Consider the following 17038-nt stretch of genomic DNA (forward strand, 5'->3'; position numbering starts at 1 on the left):
CGTAGGCGCGCCGCTGTGGCGGCGCCCCTTGTCCCAGCCCCTGCTTCAGTTGAGACGCAGCAGGAAGCGCCGGTTCACCGCCTGCAGCGGGCGGGCGTTCATGGGGAAGATGGCGCGGAAGGCGTCGATGTCCGCCTGCGCCACCTCGATGGGCGCCCCAAACACGTTCCAGTCCACGATTTCCGAGCAGGGCGGCGTGGTCAGCGACCCCTCGTAGCGATAGGTACCGCGCGCCGACGGCAGGAAGCCGGCCGGATCGAGCGGCGCAGCCAGCGTCTTGTCCCCGGTCTTGCGCGGCGCGGCAGCCATGATCGAGGAGAAGCCGGCATTGGCCGCGCCGGGCACCATGAACACACCGGCCACCAGCAGTCCGCCTTCGGGCGCCGCATGGACGAAATGGGCCTCCATGGCGGTGCGCTTGCCGTCGATGGCGTGCTCGCTCGGCGCGTGGAAGTGGAACTGCTTGAGCGCGTAGGTCTTACCGCCCATGGTGGCGGTGCCCCCGTCGCCGGTCACGTCGGCCTGGATGGTATGGCCGTTGTTCACGACCTTGTAGGCGAACGGCTTCCAGGCAAGCACCGGGCCGGCGCTCTCCGCCTTGACGGCGCCTTCGAGATTGATCGGCGATTGCTGGCTGCCCACCGAGCAGGCCGAAAATCCCTTTTCGAGCGAACCCCATTCCTGCGGTCCGCCGTGGCCTTCATAGGTCCAGTGCGCTCCCTCGGAAGCGCGGGCGGCGTTGGCGCAGACCGGGCAGGCGACAAGGCCCGCAAGCAGCGTGCGACGATTGATGGTCATTGAATTGCCCCTTGTATGGCGGTTCCTCCGCTGCGGCCAAGCTTACCAGCGCTGGGGATACTCGCAAAAGCCGATACTGTTCCGGGATGGATCAGATTGCGGCTGACGCGGCTGCTGCCAGGGCGGCGAAGGCGGCTCGCGGATCGTCCGCGCGCATGATTCCCCCCATGACCGCGACGCCCTTGGCCCCCGCGGTGAGGCAGGCCGGCGCCGTCTCTGCGTCGATGCCGGCGAGCGCGACCACCGGCACGGCGCTCGTGCGGGCGAAGGCCGAGAGCCCTTCAAGCCCCAGCGCCGGTCCGTATCCCGGCTTGGATCTTGTGAGGAAGACGGGGCTCGCCGTGATGTAGTCGAGCGCGGCCGGATCGGCGGCGGTGGCCTCCGCCAGGGTGTGGGTGGACAGGCCGATCAAGGCCCCCGGCCCAAGGAGCGCCCGTGCGGCCTTCGCATCCCCGCCGCCGGAGAGGTGCACGCCGTCCGCAGCGGCGGCCTGCGCCAGCGCGGGCGGGCCATGCAGCGTCAGGCGGGCATCGAAGGGGGCTGTCACGGCGCGCAGGCGGGCGAAGAGGGCGATCTGCGCTGCGGCCGGCAGGTCCTTCTCCCGCAGGCTCACCCATCTGCACCCGCCGGCGCAGGCTGCGGCCACCACGTCCGCCAGATCGCCCCGCGCCAGCGTGCGGTCGGTGATGAGGAGCAGCGGCGGCGTCGGCAGATGGGGCAGGGGTCAGCTCCCGACCAGACCGAACTCGGGGCTGGAGGCCTCCGCGTGCAGCTTGCGCGGGATGCGGCCGGCGAGGCGGGCGAGGCGGCCGGCGTCCACCGCGTGGCGGAAGGCGGTCGCCATGCGCACCGGATCGAGCGCCTTGGAGACCGCGGTGTTGAGCAGCACTGCCGAGCAGCCCAGCTCCATGGCAAGTGCCGCGTCGGACGCCGTGCCGATGCCCGCGTCCAGCACCACCGGCACGGGCGAGCGGGAGCAGATCAGCTCGATCATGTGCGGATTGGCGATGCCGAGGCCGGTGCCGATCATGGAGCCGAGCGGCATGACGGTTGCGGCGCCGAGGTCCGCGAGCTTCTGGCAGGTGACGGGATCGTCGTTGCAATAGGGCAGGACGACGAAGCCGCGCGAGACCAGCTCCTCGGTGGCCTTCAGCAGCTCCTCCACATTGGGATAGAGCAGCTCGCGGTCGCCGATGACCTCCAGCTTCACCCAGTCCGTCTCCAGCGCCTCGCGGGCGAGTTCGGCGGTGAGCACCGCATCCTTGGCGGTCTGGCAGCCGGCGGTGTTGGGCAGGATGTGCACGCGGCCGGTGAGGAGGTCCGTCAGGCTCTCCTCGTAGCCGGCGAGGCTGATGCGGCGGATGGAGGCCGTGGCCATCTCGCTGCCCGAGGCGGCCAGCGCATCGAGGAAGACCTTCTGGTTGGGATAGCCCGCCGTGCCCAGGAACAGCCGCGACGAGAAGGTGCGGCCGGCGATGACGAGGGGATCGGCGTTGGGATTTTCGAACGCGCTCATGGTGCTTCTTCCCGGCGCCCGCGCACGAGCGCTCTGTTCTGTTCGGCCGGGGCTCAGCCGCCCTGCTTGGCCTCGATGATTTCCACGGCGTCGCCTGCGGAAAGGCGCGCGTCGGTCCAAGTGCGGCGAGGCACCACCGCGCCGTTCACCGCCACCGCGATGCCCTTGCGCTCCGGCTCAAGCCCCTTGGCGACGAGCAGGTCGGCAACGGTGGCGACGGGATGCGCTTCCTCGGCGCCGTTCACCTTCAGGGCCAGCATGGCGCTCACTCCGCCGCCGCGCGCGGCGGGCCGAAGCGCTCCGCGCCGAAGGGCCGGGCCACGTCCGCAATGGTGCCGCTGAGAATGTGGTCGGCGATCACCTGCGTCGTCACCGGCAGAAGGAGGATGCCGTTGCGGTGGTGGCCGGTGGCGTAGACGAGGCCGTCCACCTCCGGGCTCGGGCCGAGGATGGGCGCATCGTCCCGGCTGCCGGGGCGGAAGCCGACCCATTGCTCGACGATGCTCAGCTCTTCCAGCGTCGGCAGCGCCCGCCACGCATGGGTGAGGAGCGCGAGCTGGCCGCCGGCCGTGAGGTCGGTGTCGAACCCCTTCTCCTCGGTGGTGGCGCCGAGGATCAGCCGCCCATCGCGCCGCGGCACGAGATAGGAGCCCGGCGCCCACAGCACGTGGGAGAGGATGGGTGCCGCCGGGTCCATGCGCAGCGAAAGCATCTGCCCCTTGATGGGGCGCACCGGCAACGGCGTCGCCGGGGTAATGTCCACACCCCGGCTCCAGGCGCCGGCGGCCAGCACCACCACGTCGGCGGCATGGTGGGTCTCGCCGGTGACGACGCCGGTGGCCCGGCCGCCGGCGGTCTCAACCCGGCTGACCGGGGTGTGTTCGTGAAGCGTCGCGCCGGCCTTCAGCGCGGCGATCTTCAGCGCGGCGGCAACCTTGCGGTTGTCGACCTGATGATCCTCCGGGCTCAGCACGCCGCCGGCGAGGCGGGGGGCGAGATAGGGCTCGCGCCGACGCACCTCGGCGGCGGTGAGCCACTGGACGGGCAGGCCGAGGCCCTGCTGGAAGGCGAACAGGTGGCGCAGCTTGGCGAGATCGTCCGCCGTGAGGGCGATGGTGATGGTGCCCTCGGTGCGCAGGTCCACCTCTTGTCCGGAGGCATGCTCCAGCTCCGCCGCGAAGGCGGGCCACAGGGTCTGGCTGGCGCGGTTGAGCGTTAGCAGGCCTTCCTCGCCGGGCTCGGCCTCGGCGCAGGCGGCCAGCATGCCGGCGGCGGCGCGGCTCGCGCCTTGCCCGGTCTCACCGGCGTCGAACAGGTCCACCGGGCAACCCGCCTCGGCGAGGCGCCACGCGAGGGCGAGGCCGATGACGCCGCCGCCCACGATGGCCACATGGGGACGGGCCACACGCGGTTTCGCCTTTCCCGCCGGTGCAGAGCCGGCTTGCGATGAAGGTGCGAATGTAAACTGCGACAAGCTCTCGCTCATCGGCATCTCCCTACGCTGGCATGATCCAGACAGGTTCGATGGGTGTGATCTCAGCCGCGCATGATGCGCGGCACCCCAGGCCGTGTCTGTTATTTACTCATGCCGGCCGCAGAACTGCAAGAGGCGGGGCGCCCGGGACGAGGCGGACCTCAGCGGTTGAGCTCGCTTTCGTCCAGCTGGCGCGCCTCGTCGGCGAGCATGATCGGGATGCCGTCGCGGATGGGATAGGCGAGGCGGGCGGCGCGGGAGATCAACTCCTGGCGCTCGCGATCATATTCCAGCGGCCCCTTGGTGAGGGGGCAGACCAGGATTTCGAGCAGCTTGGGGTCGACGTCGTGGCCGGGACGCTGGGACTGGATCATGTTCTCGCTCTTTGGTGCCGCGCGTTTCGAGGGCAAGGGGTCCGCGGCGCGCCACCATAGCGGCGCCGGGGTGGCCTTTCACCAGTGATTTTCGCGACATCACGGCCGCTGATGGGCATATCACGCGGTTTCGCTGTCTTTCCGCCCCCGCAGCCCCTAATGAAGCGGCCTTGGAATCGCGCCCTCGGGAGCCCAATGGATCGACGCTTGGCCCTCGGGCTTCTTCTCGGCTTCGTCGCGGTCGTGATGTTCGGCGCGACGCTGCCGCTCACCCGCTTCGCGCTGCACGATTTCAGCCCCTGGTTCATCAGCTTCGGCCGCGCCGCCTTGGCGGGCTTTGCGGCGCTCGGGCTGGTGCTGGCGCTGCGCCGGCCGTGGCCGTTCGGCCAGCCCAAGGTGCTGTGGCGCCTCGCCGTGTCCTCTGCCTGCCTGATCTTCGTGTTCCCGCTGGCCATCGGCGTCGCCACCCAGACGGTGCCGGCGGCCCATGGCGGCATCGTGCTCGGCCTTCTGCCCCTGTGCACGGCCATCGCGGCCATGCTGCTGGCCGGGGAGCGGCCGGGCCTCGGCCTGTTCGCCGCGAGCGCGGTGGGGGCCGGGCTTGTGGTGGCCTTCGCCTTGCGCAACGGCGCGGGCGGCGCGCTGGGAATGGGCGACAGCCTCTTGTTCCTCGGCGTCATCGCCTGCGCCATCGGCTACGCCGTCTCCGGCGGCCTCGCGCGCACCATGTCGGGCTGGGAGGTGATCGCGTTCATGCTGATCCTCTGCCTGCCGGTGACGCTGCCGCTCGCGCTCCTCACCTTTCCGTGGGGTGGGGCGGGCACTGTGGCAGGCGCCTCCTGGGCGGCACTGGTCTATCTCGGCCTCTTCAGCCAGCTCATCGGCTTCTTCTTCTGGAATGCCGGGCTCGCCATGGGCGGCATCGCCCGCGTCGGCCAGATGCAGCTTCTTCAGACCTTCGTGACGGTGGGACTCGCCTGGCCCATCAATGGCGAGGTGCCGGACGCGGAGACCGTGGCCTTCGCCGCGGGCGTGGCGCTGGTGGTCGCGGTGGCGCAGCGGACCCGCTCCCGGCCGCGCTGATCCTGCAAACGAAAACGGCCCGCCGAAGCGGGCCGTTCTTTACGTCTCGGATTACCGGAAGGCTCAGGCCGCCTTGGAACGGGCGGTGATGAGCTTGCGGTTCACCAGCACCTCGGCGATCTGCACCGCGTTCAGCGCGGCGCCCTTGCGCAGATTGTCCGACACGCACCAGAAGGCGATGCCGTTGTCCACGGTCGGGTCGTCGCGCAGGCGCGAGATGTAGGTCGCGTCCTCGCCGGCCGCCTCGTGGGGGGTGGCGTAGCCGCCCGGCTCACGGGTGTCGATGACGAGGATGCCGGGCGCCTCGCGCAGGATCTTGCGCGCGTCGTCGGCGGACAGCTCCTTCTCGAACTCCACGTTCACCGCCTCGGAGTGGGAGATGAAGACCGGCACGCGGACGCAGGTGGCCGTGAGCTTGATCTTGGGGTCGAGAATCTTCTTGGTCTCGGCCACCATCTTCCACTCTTCCTTGGTGAAACCGTCGTCCATGAAGACGTCGATCTGCGGGATGAGATTGAAGGCGATGCGCTTCGGGAACTTCTTCGGCTCCACCGGATCGGAGACGAAGACGGCGCGGGTCTGCGAGAACAGCTCGTCCATGGCGTCCTTGCCGGCGCCGGAGACGGACTGGTAGGTGGAGACCACCACGCGCTTGATGGTCGCAGCGTCATGCAGCGGCTTCAGCGCGACCACGAGCTGCGCCGTGGAGCAGTTCGGATTGGCGATGATGTTCTTCTTGGTGAAGCCGACGATGGCGTCCGCATTCACCTCGGGAACGATCAGCGGCACGTCCGGGTCCATGCGCCACTGGGAGGAATTGTCGATGACGACGCAGCCCTGCGCGCCGATCTTCGGCGACCACTCCTTGGACACGGCTCCGCCGGCCGACATCAGGCAGATGTCGGTGTCGGAGAAGTCGTAGGTCTCGAGTGCCTTCACCTTCAGGGTTTTATCGCCGTAGGAGACTTCCACGCCCTGCGACTTTCGCGAGGCGAGCGCGACGACCTCGTCCGCGGGGAAACCCCGCTCGTCGAGGATCGAGAGAATCTCCCGGCCCACGTTGCCCGTGGCGCCGACGACGGCGACCTTGTAACCCATGATGTTCCTCGGATGTCTCGGCCCATGCGGCCGAAGACCGTGCTTTTAGGCCGAACCCCCTGGCCTTGCAAATCGAAGATTCGCGATCGGGCACGGCATCCGCGCATTCAACTGTTGCGTCAACGCAACGCGCCGGCGTCGAGAAGGCGGGAACATGGCACCAAGGAGGCGGGTTTCCTTGCGCAGGGGACAAACGTCTATTAATCCAGTCAAGGTCGGCCCTGCGCCGATCTGGGAGGATGCCATGGGTTTCGCGTCGTTCACCACCTTCGCTGCTTTCGCCCGTTCGGGCCTGAAGACGGCGCTCTCGGTGTCGCTGGCGGCGGCAGCCATTGCGGCGACCACCGGTGCCTTTTCCATCGCGTCCGCCGACAGCGCCGAGGCGCAGACGGTGAAGAAGCGCAACCGTATCGTGGTGGAGCGTCGCTCCTATCTCGATGCCGGCACGGTGGTGAAGCCCGGCTCCAAGTCGTACCTCGATTACGCGCTGCCGCCCGGCTACTTCTACCCCACCTATGGGCCCACCGCCGCCGGCCCCGGCCCCATCACCGGCCTGCGCTGGCCGCTGCCGGGCGCCTTCGACCTGCCGGGCTTCTGAGCCAAGGTTGCCGAAGAACACGGAAGGGGCCGCCTCGCGGCCCTTTTTTGTGCGGTGAAATCACAGCGATTTCGCGGTGTTTAATTTTTATCCCGGCCAAGCATGACATTTCCGCTTGTGCGCGCCATAACGGCCCTATGCCGCGCCGTCGGCCCGACCTTCCAGCGCAAGATGCCCCTTAAGAGCCCATGCCCCGCCCCCGCTTCGCGCTGCCGATGCTGAGCCGCCAGCCCCGCCGCAGCGTCATTCCGGGCTTTCGGCTCTCGCTCGGCCTCGCGCTGCTCTATCTCGGCCTCATCGTGCTCCTGCCCATCGGCGCGCTGCTGCTGAAGGCGGCGGACGTGGGCTTCGAGCGCTACATCGCCATCATCACCTCGCCGCGCACACTCGCCTCCTTCCAGGTGACGCTCACCACGGCGGCGCTGGCGGCGCTGTTCAATGCCATCTATGGCCTCGCTCTCGCCTGGGTGCTGGTGCGCTACGAATTCCCCGGCAAGCGCCTGCTGGATGCCATGGTGGACGTGCCGTTCGCCCTGCCCACGGCGGTGGCGGGCCTCGCGCTGACGGCGCTGTTCGCCAAGAACGGCTGGTTCGGCGCGCCGCTGGCACAGTGGGGGATACAGGTGGCCTACGCCCCGGCCGGCATCGTCTGCGCCATGGCCTTCACCTCCATCCCCTTCGTGGTGCGCACGGTGCAGCCGGTGCTGGAGGACATGGAGCCGGAACTGGAGGAGGCGGGCGCGACGCTGGGCGCGAGCGACCTCACCATCTTCCGCCGCATCATCTTTCCCACCATCTTCCCGGCCTTCCTCGCCGGTACGTCGCTGGCCTTCGCCCGCTCGCTCGGGGAGTTCGGCGCGGTGGTGTTCATCGCCGGCAACCAGCCGTTCCGCACCGAGATCGTGGCGCTGCTCACCTTCATCCGGCTGGAGGAATATGACTACGCGGCCGCCGCGGCGATCGCCGTCACGATGCTGGGCCTCGCTTTCATCATGCTTCTGATCGTGAACGCCGTGCAGGCGTGGCATCAGAAGTTTGCGATGGGGGATGCCTGATGGCCCGTCCCGTGAACCGCCACCGCCTGCGCGTCGGCGACGGCGGGGTGACGCGCTCGGTGATTCTCACGCTGGTGCTGGCGACCACCGGGCTGGCGCTCATCGCGCCGCTGGCCGTCATCTTCGCCGAGGCGTTCGCGCGCGGCGTGCCCACCTATCTCGAAGCGCTCGCCCGGCCGGATACGCTGCACGCGGTGGGGCTGACGCTGCTGACGGCCCTCATCTGCGTGCCGCTCAACACCGCCTTCGGCATCGCCGCCGCCTGGGCGGTGACGAAATTCTCCTTCCGCGGGCGCAACCTGCTGCTGGCGGTGGCGGAGCTGCCCTTCTCCATCTCGCCCATCGTTGCGGGCGTCGCCTATCTCTTCGTCTATGGGGCGCAGGGGCTGTTCGGGCCGTTCCTGCAGGCACACGACATCAAGATCATGTTCGCCGTGCCGGCCATCATCCTTGCCAGCCTGTTCGTCACCGCGCCCTTCGTGCTGCGCGAGCTGGTGCCGCTGATGATGGCGCAGGGGCGGGACGAGGAGGAGGCGGCGGTCAGTCTCGGCGCCTCGGGCTTCGACGTGCTGCGGCTCGTTACCCTGCCCAACGTGAAATTCGCGCTGCTCTACGGTGCCGCTTTGTGCAATGCGCGGGTGATGGGCGAGTTCGGCGCCGTCTCCATCGTCTCCGGCAACATCCGCGGCCAGACCTCGACTTTGCCGTTGCAGATCGAGCTGCTCTACCAGGACAGCCACGCGGTCGCCGCCTTCGCCGCGGCGACGGTGCTGGCGGGCGTCGCCCTCTTCACGCTGGTGGCGAAGTATCTGATCGAGCGGGCAGAGCGGGCGCGGGGCGAGATCGTCGCGCCGCGCCGGCCGGGGCACTGATCGGTTCGGCTCCGGTCTTCGACCGGCGCCGATTGCTTCGCTCAGGCGCCGCGCGGGCTTGAACCAGCCTCAGGCCGCAGCGGCGGTGCCCGTGGCGGCGGCGATTTCGCGCTTCATGGCGGCGATGGTCGCGGCATAGTCCTTGGCGCCGTAGATGGCGCTGCCGGCGACGAAGGTGTCCGCCCCGGCCGCGGCGATGGCGCCGATATTGTCCACCTTCACCCCGCCGTCGATTTCCAGCCGGATGTCCTTACCCGAGGCGTCGATGTGCTCGCGGATGGCCTTCAGCTTGTCCAGCGCCGAGGGAATGAAGGCTTGCCCGCCGAAGCCGGGGTTCACCGACATGACGAGAACCAGATCGAGCGCGTCCAGCGTGTAGTCCAGCACCGAGAGGGGAGTGGCCGGGTTCAGCACCAGGCCGGCCTTCACGCCCTTGGAGCGGATGAGCTGGAGCGAGCGGTCCACATGCTCGGACGCTTCCGGGTGGAAGGAGATGAGGTCGGCGCCGGCGCCTGCGAACGCCTCGATCATGCCGTCCACCGGCTTCACCATCAGATGCACGTCCACGAACGCCTTGGTCGCCTTGCGCAGGGACTGGAGGATCAGCGGGCCGATGGTGAGGTTGGGGACGTAATGGTTGTCCATCACGTCGAAATGGATCCACTCGGCGCCGCCCTCGAGCACCGCATCCACCTCGGCGCCGAGGCGGGTGAAGTCCGCCGAGAGGATGGAGGGGGCGATGATGGGATAGGCGCGGGCCATGGGGATCTCTCCTTAACGACTGGATAGGCGGGGCGCGGTCTCGTGCCCCGGCCGACTGGAGCGTCAGTGGAAGGAGAGCCGGGACCCAGCGCAATATTGCGCCGAAGGCGGCTCCCTTCATGACCTTCGCAGACATGAGCCTGCTGCGCAGGACCTTTCCCTGGACCCCGGATCAGCGCTCCAGCTGCGCTGTCGCTTGTCCGGGGAATGAGGCAGCCGTGGCTGCCTCAGGCACTTCTATAGGCACGGCGCCGGGTGGGCGCCAGCCGTCCCCTCAGTGCACCACCTGCGCCAGCTCTCCGGACGCATAGCGCTTGGCCATCTCGTCCAGTTCGATGGCCCGGATCTTCTCGGCCTTGCCGGCGGAGCCGAAGGCCTCGAAGCGGGCGATGCAGACCTTCTTCGCCTCTTCCATGGCGGCGGCCATGAACTTGCGCGGGTCGAACTCGCTCTTGTTCTTGGCGCCGACGCGGCGGATGGCGGCGGTCATGGCGAGGCGGATGTCGGTGTCGATGTTCACCTTGCGCACGCCGTAGCGGATGCCTTCCTGGATCTCCTCCACCGGCACGCCGTAGGTCTCCTTGATGTCGCCGCCATAGGTGCGGATTTCCTCAAGCAGCTCCTGCGGCACCGAGGACGAGCCGTGCATCACCAAATGGGTGGTGGGGATGCGCTGGTGGATCGCCTTGATGCGGTCGATGGCGAGGATGTCGCCGGTGGGCTTGCGGGTGAACTTGTAGGCGCCGTGGGAGGTGCCGATGGCGATGGCCAGCGCATCGCACTGGGTCGCCTTCACGAACTGGGCCGCCTCGTCCGGATCGGTCAGCAGCTTGGAATGGTCGAGGGCTTCCTCGGCGCCATGGCCGTCCTCGGCCTCGCCCTTGCCGGTCTCCAGCGAGCCGAGGCAGCCGAGTTCGCCTTCCACCGACACGCCCACCGCATGGGCCAGCTCCACCACCTTGGCGGTGACGGAGACGTTGTAGTCGTAGTCCGCCGGGGTCTTGCCGTCTTCCTTCAGGGAGCCGTCCATCATCACCGAGGAGAAGCCGGACTTGATGGCGCCCATGCAGACGGCCGGGGAGGCGCCATGGTCCTGGTGCATCACCACCGGGATCTCGGGATAGGCCTCCACGGCGGCCGCGATGAGGTGGCGCAGGAAGGCTTCGCCGGCATATTTGCGGGCGCCGGCCGAGCCCTGGAGGATGACCGGCGACGAGGTGGCGCGGGCGGCGTCCATGATCGCCTTCACCTGCTCCATGTTGTTCACGTTGAAGGCCGGCAGTCCGTAGGAATGCTCCGCCGCATGGTCGAGCAGCTGGCGCATGGAAACGAGGGCCATAGTCCTCTCCTCTTCAAAGTTCAGGTCGGCGCCGCGATGCGCGCGCCATGGTTCCGTCCGCACCGTCATCCCCGGCCTGTACCGGGTTCACGGTGCTGCTTGGCTGCTGTCCGTCGCCTTCACCGGTCCGGCGGACCCGGCGCGGGCCGGGTCGATCGTTTCGTCCGGTGGCGCCCCCGCCCAGCCGTCCCCCGCAGGGGAGAGGCCTTCATTGGCGCTCACCCTACCGCGCGGCGCACCGCGTCGGCCACAGCTTCCGGTGTAAAGCCGAACAGCGGCCACAGGTCCTTTTCCGGCGCCGATTCGCCGAAGCGGTCGATGCCGATGGCGATGATGCCGTCGGCGCGGGTGCCGGAGAGGCCGCGCCAGCCGCGGGTGACGCCCGCTTCCACCGCCACCACCGGCACGCCCTTGGGGAAGAGGGCCGCGCGCTCGGTCTCGGTCAGCGCCTCGAAGCGCTCGCGGCAGGGCATGGAGACGATGCGGGTGGGAATGCCCGCGGTGTCGAGCAGGTCCGCCGCCGCCGCTGCCAGCTTCACTTCCGAGCCGGTGGCGACGAGCACGGCACGGGCGAGGCCCTCGCTCTCGCGCAGCACGTAGGCACCGGCCTCGATACCCTCGATCTGCGCCGCGTCGCGCGGCCAGCACGGCAGGTTCTGCCGCGACAGGATGAAGGCGCTCGGGCCATTCGTGCGGGTCAGGGCGGCATGCCAGGCGGCCAGCGTCTCCACGGTGTCGGCGGGCCGCCACACGTCGAGGTTGGGGATGAGGCGCAGGCTCTCCACATGCTCCACCGGCTGGTGGGTGGGACCGTCCTCGCCGAGGCCGATGGAATCGTGGGTGAGGATGTAGATGACCCGCTGGCCCATGAGCGCGCTCATGCGCATGGCGTTGCGGGCGTAATCCGAGAACACGAGGAAGGTGGCGACGAAGGGGATGAACCCGCCGTGCAGCGCGATGCCGTTGGCGATCGCCGACATGCCGAACTCGCGCACGCCGTAGAAGATCTGGTTGCCGGCGGGATCGCGGGTGATCGGCACGGCGCCGGGGAAGGTGGTCAGGTTGGAATGGGCGAGGTCCGCCGAACCGCCGAGGAATTCCGGCACCGCCGGAGCGAGGGCGGCAAGGGCCAGCTGGCTCGCCTTGCGGGTCGCCACCGTCTCGGCCTTCTCCACAGTGGCCTTCAGGGCCGCCGCGTAGGTCGCAGCGAACGCGGGGGAGAGGTCGCCTTTGAGCCGGCGGCGGAATTCGGCCGCTTCCGCCGGATAGGCGCGCTCATAGGCTTCCATGCGCGCGTCCCAGGCCGACTGGCGGGCCGCGCCGGAGCGGCGGGCATCCCACAGGGCATAGATGTCCTCGGGCACCTCGAAGGGCGCGTGGTCCCAGCCCATGGCGGCGCGGGTGCGGGCGATCTCCTCGGCGCCGAGCGGGGCGCCGTGGGTGTCCTGGTGGCCTTCCTTGGTGGGCGCGCCGCGGCCGATGGTGGTCTTGCAGCAGATCAGCGTCGGCTTGCCGGTCTCGGACAGAGCCGCCTCAACCGCATCGCGCAGCATGGCGGGGTCGTGGCCGTCCACGTTGCGGATCACCTGCCAGCCATAGGCGGCGAAGCGGGCCGGGGTGTCGTCCGGGAACCACTCTTCCACCTTGCCGTCGATGGAGATGCCGTTGTCATCATAGAAGGCGACGAGCTTGCCGAGGCCGAGGCGCCCGGCGAGGGAGCAGGCCTCGTGGCTCACGCCCTCCATCAGGCAGCCGTCGCCGAGGAAGACGAAGGTGCGGTGATCGACGATGGAGAGGCCCGGCCGGTTGAACTGGGCGGCCAGCGTCTTTTCGGCGATGGCCATGCCCACCGCATTGGCAAGGCCCTGGCCGAGCGGGCCGGTGGTGGTCTCCACGCCCGGCGTCATGCCGAGTTCGGGATGGCCGGGGGTGCGCGAATGCAGCTGGCGGAAGCGCTTCAGCTCGGCGATGGGCAGATCGTAGCCGGTGAGGTGAAGCAGGGCATAGATCAGCATTGAGCCGTGCCCATTGGAGAGCACGAAGCGGTCGCGGTCGGGCCAGGAGGGGTCTGCCGGATTATGCCGCAGATGCTCGCGCCAGAGCACGGCGGCGATCTCGGCCATGCCCATGGGCGCGCCGGGATGGCCCGATTTCGCCTGCTCCACGCCGTCCATGGCGAGGGCGCGCAGGGCCGCCGTTACCGGCCAGCCGAGCGCGCCGGGAGAACGGTCGACAGGCGCCGGAGCGTCGGCAGCGGCGAGTGCAGCGGCGTGGGCGGTCATTGTTTTCTCCCTCCGGCTCGTGACCCCGCGCAACACCCCGGGCGTCGCCGGGTGGTCGGAAGGGCCTGCCAATTGTCAGTTACGCAAAACGCGCGCCATCACGTGCCGGAAGAAGCGCTCGGCTCCGGTCCGGAAAGGGTGGGGGGAGGGCAGCAGCCACGCGTCCAAGGTCGCCCGGGCTTCGGGGCTCAAGAACGTGCCGCCCTCCCCCCTCACCCTCCCCCCGGCGCGGGGGAGGGGAGCTTCGCGCCCGGCTCAGCCGGCGCGGCGCTTCCTGTCCATCAGCTTCATGATGAGCGGGGTCAGCAGGAGCTGCATGGCGAGATCCTGCTTGTTGCCCGGGATGACGATGGAATTCGCCCGCGACATGAAGCTGTTGTGGATCATCGACAGCAGATAGGGGAAATCGATGCCGTGCGGGTCGCGGAAGCGGATCACGACCATGGATTCGTCCGGCGTCGGGATCCAGCGGGCGACGAACGGGTTGGAAGTGTCCACCGTCGGCACGCGCTGGAAGTTGATGTCGGTCTCGGTGAACTGCGGGCAGATGTAGCGCACGTAATCGGGCATGCGCCGCATGATGGTGTCGGTCACGTCCTCGGTGGTGTAGCCGCGGGTGGCCTTGTCGCGGTGGATCTTCTGGATCCACTCCAGGTTGATCACGGGCACCACGCCGATCTTCAGGTCGGCATGCTGGGCGAGGTTCAGTTCGTCGGTGACGACCGCCCCGTGCAGACCCTCGTAGAAGAGGATGTCGGTGCCCTGCTCCAGATCTTCCCAGTCGGTGAAGCGGCCGGGCTCGGTATTGTACAGCTTGGCTTCGCCGGCATCGTGGACGTAGTGCCGGAAGCGGCCGGAGCCGGTCGCCCCATAGTCCTTGAACAGCTGGGCCAGATCGTCGAGCCGGTTGGTCTCGGGCGAGAAGTGGCTGAAGTGCTTGTTGCCCTTGGCCGCCTCGGCGGCCATCAGCTCGCGCATCTCATAGCGGTCGTAGCGGTGGAAGCTGTCGCCTTCCACGAAGGCCGCCTTGACCTTCTCGCGATAGAAGATCTGCTCGAAGGTCCGCTTCACGGAGGTCGTTCCCGCGCCCGACGAACCGGTGACGACAATGATGGGGTGCTTGATGGACATGGTGTGCTCGAATCTCGGAGATCAGGGGGCGCGGTTCAGATGAACAGCCCGCGCCGCGCGAACAGCGGCGAGCGCTCGCCATGGCCGTTCGGCTCCAGGTGATAGCGGGAGACCCGGGCCACCTCGTCGCGGGAGCCGAAGATGAACGGCACGCGCTGGTGCAGGCCGGTGGCGGAAAGATCCAGGATCGCGCCCCGGCCGTCGGTGGCCGAACCGCTCGCCTGCTCCATCAGGAAGGCGACCGGGAAGGCCTCATAGAGAAGGCGCAGGCGGCCGTGGGTGTAGCCCTTCCGGCCATCGCCCGGATAAAGATAGATACCGCCGCGCTGGAATATGCGATGCGCGTCCGCCACCATGGAGGCCACCCAGCGCATGTTGAAGTCGCGCTCCCGCGGCCCCTTCTTGCCGGCGAGGCAGTCATCCACATAGTCACGCACCGGCACGTCCCAGTGGTGGTAATTGGACATGTTGATGGCGAACTCGGCCGCGCCCTCCTTCACCTTCACCTCTGCATTGACCAAGCGGAAGAGGCCGGCGCGGTCGAGGGCGAAGTGCCAGGTGCCGGCGCCGAGCGTCAGCATCATCGCGGTGTGGGGGCCGTAGATCACATAGCCGGCGGCCAGCATGTCCCGCCCGTTCTGCAGGAAGGCAGAGGGTTCGGACGCGTCGGCGCCTTCGGGACGCGGGAAGACGGCAAAGATGGTGCCGACCGAGATGTCGGTGTCGATGTTGGACGAGCCGTCCAGCGGGTCGATGGCGACGAGCAGCGGCGCGGTGGCATCGAGCAGGACCGGGGCGTCGTTCTCCTCGGATGCCACCGCCGCGACCGGCGCCGCCTTCAGCGCGCCGATGACGATGTCGTTGGAGATGACGTCCAGCGCCTTCTGGCCTTCGCCGGCCTCGCCGGAGGAGAGGGTGCGGGCGAGATCGCCGGCGAGCGGCCCCTCGGCGATGGCTGCGGCCAGCGACGCGCAACCGGTGGCGAGGGCGCAGACGGTATCCGCGACGGCACGGCGGCGGGCATCCGCACCCGCCCACTCGTCGAGCATGACGGTGAGCGTGATACGCGAGGCTGCGACACCTGCAGCCTGGGCAACTGCGGCCCGATGGTCTGCGTTCGGCTCCAACATGGCAGATCTCCCTGAGGGCTCCTCCGCGCGGCCCGTTCGGCGGGCCGTCACAGGTTTTATTTTTGGTCGTCTTCCGGTCCCGAAGCGGATTATTCCGTCTGGGGCTTGTAGTCCGGGGCGTCGATGCCGCCGGCAAACACCCGGCTGGCGCGGACATCCCCCTCGGAAATGGTCGACAGGGCAGCGCGGTCGGCGAGCCCGCCGCTCTCGAACAGCCGCAGCGACTGGCGTAGCCGCATGCGGTCCAAGGCGTTGCGGATCGAGCGCGCGTTGGCGAAGTTCGGCTGGAGCCGGCGCTTGGCCACATATTCCTCGATCGCGACCTCGGCCTCCGGGCTGAAGGTGTAGTCGGCATCGGCCGCCATGGTCTTGGCGATCTCCACCAGCTCGGCGTCCTCATAGTCCGGGAAGTCGATGTGGTGGGCGATGCGGGAGCGGAAGCCGGGATTGCTCTCGAAGAAGCGGTCCATGCGGTCCTTGTAGCCCGCGAGGATCACCACGAGATCGTCCCGCTGGTTTTCCATCACCTGGAGCAGAATCTCGATGGCTTCCTGACCGTAATCCCGCTCGTTCTCGGGCCGGTACAGATAATAAGCCTCGTCTATGAACAGGACGCCGCCCATGGCCTTCTTAAGAATCTCTTTGGTCTTCGGTGCCGTGTGGCCGATATATTGGCCCACGAGATCGTCCCGCGTCACCGAGACAAGATGACCCCGCCGCACATATCCAAGGCGGTGGAGGATCTGCGCCATTTTCAGCGCGACCGTGGTCTTGCCGGTGCCGGGATTGCCGGTGAACGCCATGTGCAGCGTCGGCGCGCCGGAGGTGAGGCCCAGCTTTTCGCGGGCCCGGCCGATGACGAGGTGGGCGGCGATCTCGCGGATGCGCCGCTTGACGGGCTTGAGCCCGATCAGGCCCTCGTCCAGCTCGGCGAGAAATTCGGGGACTTCGCTCTCGGTGAAGAGAGCGCCGAGGTCGAGCCTGCCCTCGGCAGCCTCAGCCGGCAACGCGGCGGACGGTGCGGATGTGGCAACATCGAGCATGACTCGAACCTCGGCGTTAAGTGGCGCGGTGGGAACGGCCGCGCTGGTGAAGCTCGAAATGGGTGGTCAGATCAGCCGGCCGCGTAGGACCGGTGCTGGAGTGCGTAGCGCTGGGTGCGGCCCGGCCCTTCGGTGCGGTCGAGGCGGAAGCCGTCTTCCTTCTCCGGACGCTGGACGATGAAGGAGAGGCGCACCGTCTCCCACCCGCGATTGGAGTCGAAGGCGTTCACCCGCACATACTTGCCGGGATGGGCGGTGCGGCAGGCCTCGACCTCGCCATAGACGCCGGCGGCATCGCGCAGGTCGAACATGGGCAGGCCCCACATCTCCCAATAGGTGTTCCGGGGATGGGGATCGTCCGTGTACTCGACCGAGACCGCCCAGTTCTGGTCCAGCGCATACTGGATCTGGGCCTTGACCTGGGCCGCCGTGAGGTCGGGCAGGAAGGAGAAGGTGCCTTGGGTGATGCGCATGTCTCTTCTC

The 17038-nt window shown here is 68.5% G+C and carries 18 protein-coding genes and 1 riboswitch; of the genes, 4 read left to right on the plus strand and 14 right to left on the minus strand.

The genetic code is table 11. From position 1 onward, the window contains the following. Positions 1-45 precede the first annotated feature (45 nt). From ACE3QW_RS21215 to ACE3QW_RS21240, 6 genes are all read right to left on the minus strand, one after another. Positions 46-798, minus strand: coding sequence for a carbonic anhydrase (locus tag ACE3QW_RS21215; RefSeq protein WP_374253835.1), 753 nt, complete (start codon positions 796-798; stop codon positions 46-48). Positions 799-889: 91 nt separating this feature from the next. Next, complete coding sequence (locus ACE3QW_RS21220) at positions 890-1519, minus strand: thiamine phosphate synthase (protein WP_374253901.1); 630 nt, start codon at positions 1517-1519, stop codon at positions 890-892. Between the two features lie 3 nt (positions 1520-1522). Beyond that, on the minus strand, positions 1523-2314 hold the full coding sequence (locus tag ACE3QW_RS21225; RefSeq protein ID WP_029555349.1) for a thiazole synthase: 792 nt from the start codon (positions 2312-2314) through the stop codon (positions 1523-1525). A gap of 53 nt (positions 2315-2367) precedes the next feature. Then, positions 2368-2574, minus strand: a complete 207-nt coding sequence (gene thiS, locus ACE3QW_RS21230; protein ID WP_250167128.1) for a sulfur carrier protein ThiS — start codon at positions 2572-2574, stop codon at positions 2368-2370. Between the two features lie 5 nt (positions 2575-2579). Next, positions 2580-3719 carry a glycine oxidase ThiO gene (gene thiO, locus ACE3QW_RS21235; protein WP_374253837.1) on the minus strand — a complete coding sequence of 380 codons (1140 nt, stop codon included), beginning with the start codon at positions 3717-3719 and terminating at the stop codon, positions 2580-2582. A 69-nt stretch (positions 3720-3788) separates the two neighbouring features. Next, positions 3789-3888, minus strand: a riboswitch (TPP riboswitch). A 61-nt stretch (positions 3889-3949) separates the two neighbouring features. Further along, on the minus strand, positions 3950-4162 hold the full coding sequence (locus ACE3QW_RS21240) for a Trm112 family protein (protein ID WP_024280433.1): 213 nt from the start codon (positions 4160-4162) through the stop codon (positions 3950-3952). A 195-nt stretch (positions 4163-4357) separates the two neighbouring features. Between ACE3QW_RS21240 and ACE3QW_RS21245 the strand changes: the two genes are divergently transcribed. Continuing rightward, positions 4358-5245, plus strand: a complete 888-nt coding sequence (locus ACE3QW_RS21245; RefSeq protein ID WP_029555346.1) for a DMT family transporter — start codon at positions 4358-4360, stop codon at positions 5243-5245. Positions 5246-5308: 63 nt separating this feature from the next. Here the strand turns inward: ACE3QW_RS21245 and ACE3QW_RS21250 are convergent, their stop codons facing one another. Further along, on the minus strand, positions 5309-6343 hold the full coding sequence (locus ACE3QW_RS21250; protein ID WP_029555345.1) for an aspartate-semialdehyde dehydrogenase: 1035 nt from the start codon (positions 6341-6343) through the stop codon (positions 5309-5311). Between the two features lie 244 nt (positions 6344-6587). Between ACE3QW_RS21250 and ACE3QW_RS21255 the strand changes: the two genes are divergently transcribed. The 3 genes from ACE3QW_RS21255 to cysW all read left to right on the plus strand — a co-directional run bounded on the left by ACE3QW_RS21255 (position 6588) and on the right by cysW (position 8868). Then, positions 6588-6941 carry a hypothetical protein gene (locus tag ACE3QW_RS21255; RefSeq protein WP_024280430.1) on the plus strand — a complete coding sequence of 118 codons (354 nt, stop codon included), beginning with the start codon at positions 6588-6590 and terminating at the stop codon, positions 6939-6941. 188 nt (positions 6942-7129) lie between these two features. After that, the gene (gene cysT / locus ACE3QW_RS21260) at positions 7130-7996 is read left to right on the plus strand and encodes a sulfate ABC transporter permease subunit CysT (RefSeq protein ID WP_081837430.1); all 867 of its coding nucleotides are present in this window, start codon (positions 7130-7132) and stop codon (positions 7994-7996) included. Then, complete coding sequence (gene cysW / locus ACE3QW_RS21265) at positions 7996-8868, plus strand: sulfate ABC transporter permease subunit CysW (protein WP_374253841.1); 873 nt, start codon at positions 7996-7998, stop codon at positions 8866-8868. Before cysT ends, cysW begins: the two co-directional genes overlap by 1 nt. 69 nt (positions 8869-8937) lie before the next feature. Here cysW and rpe read toward each other — a convergent pair whose 3' ends face one another. From rpe to ACE3QW_RS21300, 7 genes are all read right to left on the minus strand, one after another. Continuing rightward, positions 8938-9630 (minus strand): ribulose-phosphate 3-epimerase, encoded by a 693-nt coding sequence (gene rpe, locus ACE3QW_RS21270; protein ID WP_374253843.1) that lies wholly within the window; start codon positions 9628-9630, stop codon positions 8938-8940. A 274-nt stretch (positions 9631-9904) separates the two neighbouring features. Beyond that, positions 9905-10969: a class II fructose-bisphosphate aldolase gene (fba, locus tag ACE3QW_RS21275; protein WP_029555340.1), complete on the minus strand. Its 1065-nt coding sequence runs from the start codon at positions 10967-10969 to the stop codon at positions 9905-9907. Positions 10970-11187: 218 nt separating this feature from the next. Continuing rightward, the gene (gene tkt / locus ACE3QW_RS21280) at positions 11188-13251 is read right to left on the minus strand and encodes a transketolase (protein ID WP_284145487.1); all 2064 of its coding nucleotides are present in this window, start codon (positions 13249-13251) and stop codon (positions 11188-11190) included. 255 nt (positions 13252-13506) lie between these two features. Further along, positions 13507-14382, minus strand: coding sequence for a phosphoribulokinase (locus ACE3QW_RS21285; protein ID WP_024280424.1), 876 nt, complete (start codon positions 14380-14382; stop codon positions 13507-13509). Between the two features lie 35 nt (positions 14383-14417). Then, on the minus strand, positions 14418-15512 hold the full coding sequence (locus ACE3QW_RS21290; RefSeq protein ID WP_374253846.1) for a class 1 fructose-bisphosphatase: 1095 nt from the start codon (positions 15510-15512) through the stop codon (positions 14418-14420). 89 nt (positions 15513-15601) lie between these two features. Beyond that, positions 15602-16555 carry a CbbX protein gene (cbbX, locus tag ACE3QW_RS21295; RefSeq protein WP_024280423.1) on the minus strand — a complete coding sequence of 318 codons (954 nt, stop codon included), beginning with the start codon at positions 16553-16555 and terminating at the stop codon, positions 15602-15604. Between the two features lie 71 nt (positions 16556-16626). Beyond that, positions 16627-17028, minus strand: a complete 402-nt coding sequence (locus tag ACE3QW_RS21300; protein ID WP_024280422.1) for a ribulose bisphosphate carboxylase small subunit — start codon at positions 17026-17028, stop codon at positions 16627-16629. Positions 17029-17038 lie beyond the last annotated feature (10 nt).

The organism is Xanthobacter sp. (assembly GCF_041911315.1).
Classification (GTDB): domain Bacteria; phylum Pseudomonadota; class Alphaproteobacteria; order Rhizobiales; family Xanthobacteraceae; genus Xanthobacter; species Xanthobacter aminoxidans.